The sequence below is a fragment of the Mesorhizobium sp. M7A.F.Ca.CA.002.15.2.1 genome (assembly GCF_003998715.1).
Lineage (GTDB): Bacteria > Pseudomonadota > Alphaproteobacteria > Rhizobiales > Rhizobiaceae > Mesorhizobium > Mesorhizobium ciceri.
This window is the reverse complement of record NZ_RZPI01001183.1, coordinates 1-684: the sequence shown is the minus strand read 5'-3', so window position 1 is coordinate 684 and position 684 is coordinate 1. Positions and strand designations below refer to the sequence as shown.

Sequence of the window (684 nt, the reverse complement as noted above, 5' to 3'; positions counted from 1 at the left end):
CTCGAACGTCTTGCGCGCCGTATCGCTGGCTTGCTCGGCGGCCGCGCGGCCGCCGAGCAAGCCAGCGATACGGCGCGCAAGACGTTCGAGGAAGGCGCGCTCGCGGAGTCGCTGCCGACCGTCGAGGTCGACAGGACAGCGCTCGAAACCGGCGTCGGCATCCTGTCGCTGCTGGTCACCGCCGGACTGGCGGCGTCGAACGGCGAAGCGCGGCGGCATGTGCAGGGCGGCGCCGTGCGCCTGAACGACGAGCCGGTGAGCGACGAGCGCCGGCTGGTGACCCCTCAGGATTTGAGTCCGGAAAACGTCGTAAAGCTTTCCTTGGGAAAGAAAAAACACATTCTGGTGCGACCGGCCTGAACTCGCTCACCTATATTCGAAGATCGACCTGAATATTCCGGGCGCGATCACCGACAGCGGATTGATGTCCAGCAACGGCTTGTTGGCGTTGCCCTTGAGCCGGTAGGTGACGCCGATCAGGCCACGGTCGCGGCCATTGCCGAGCAGCGCGCCAACGATGGGCAATTCGCCGAAGATGCGATTGAGGCCATAGACCGGCATGAACGTGCCGGTCATGTCCATGTTGTTGTTCTGGTCGTAGAGCGTGCCCTGGAACGTGGTGCCGATGCGCGGTCCGCGCAGCACACCGTTGGCGATTTTCAGGTAACCGCTGCCCTTGTCGAT

Annotated in this window: 2 protein-coding genes; one reads left to right on the top strand and one right to left on the bottom strand. The window is 63.9% G+C overall.

Going from position 1 to position 684, the window contains the following annotated elements; all coding sequences use genetic code 11:
- Nucleotides 1-360, top strand: a 360-nt coding sequence (locus ENZ74_RS33520) for a S4 domain-containing protein (protein WP_281059772.1), incomplete at its 5' end; no start/stop codon positions are given.
- 6 nt (nt 361-366) lie between these two features.
- Here ENZ74_RS33520 and ENZ74_RS33515 read toward each other — a convergent pair.
- Nucleotides 367-684: AsmA-like C-terminal region-containing protein (locus ENZ74_RS33515; protein ID WP_164761486.1), on the bottom strand; the 318-nt coding region annotated here is incomplete at its 5' end.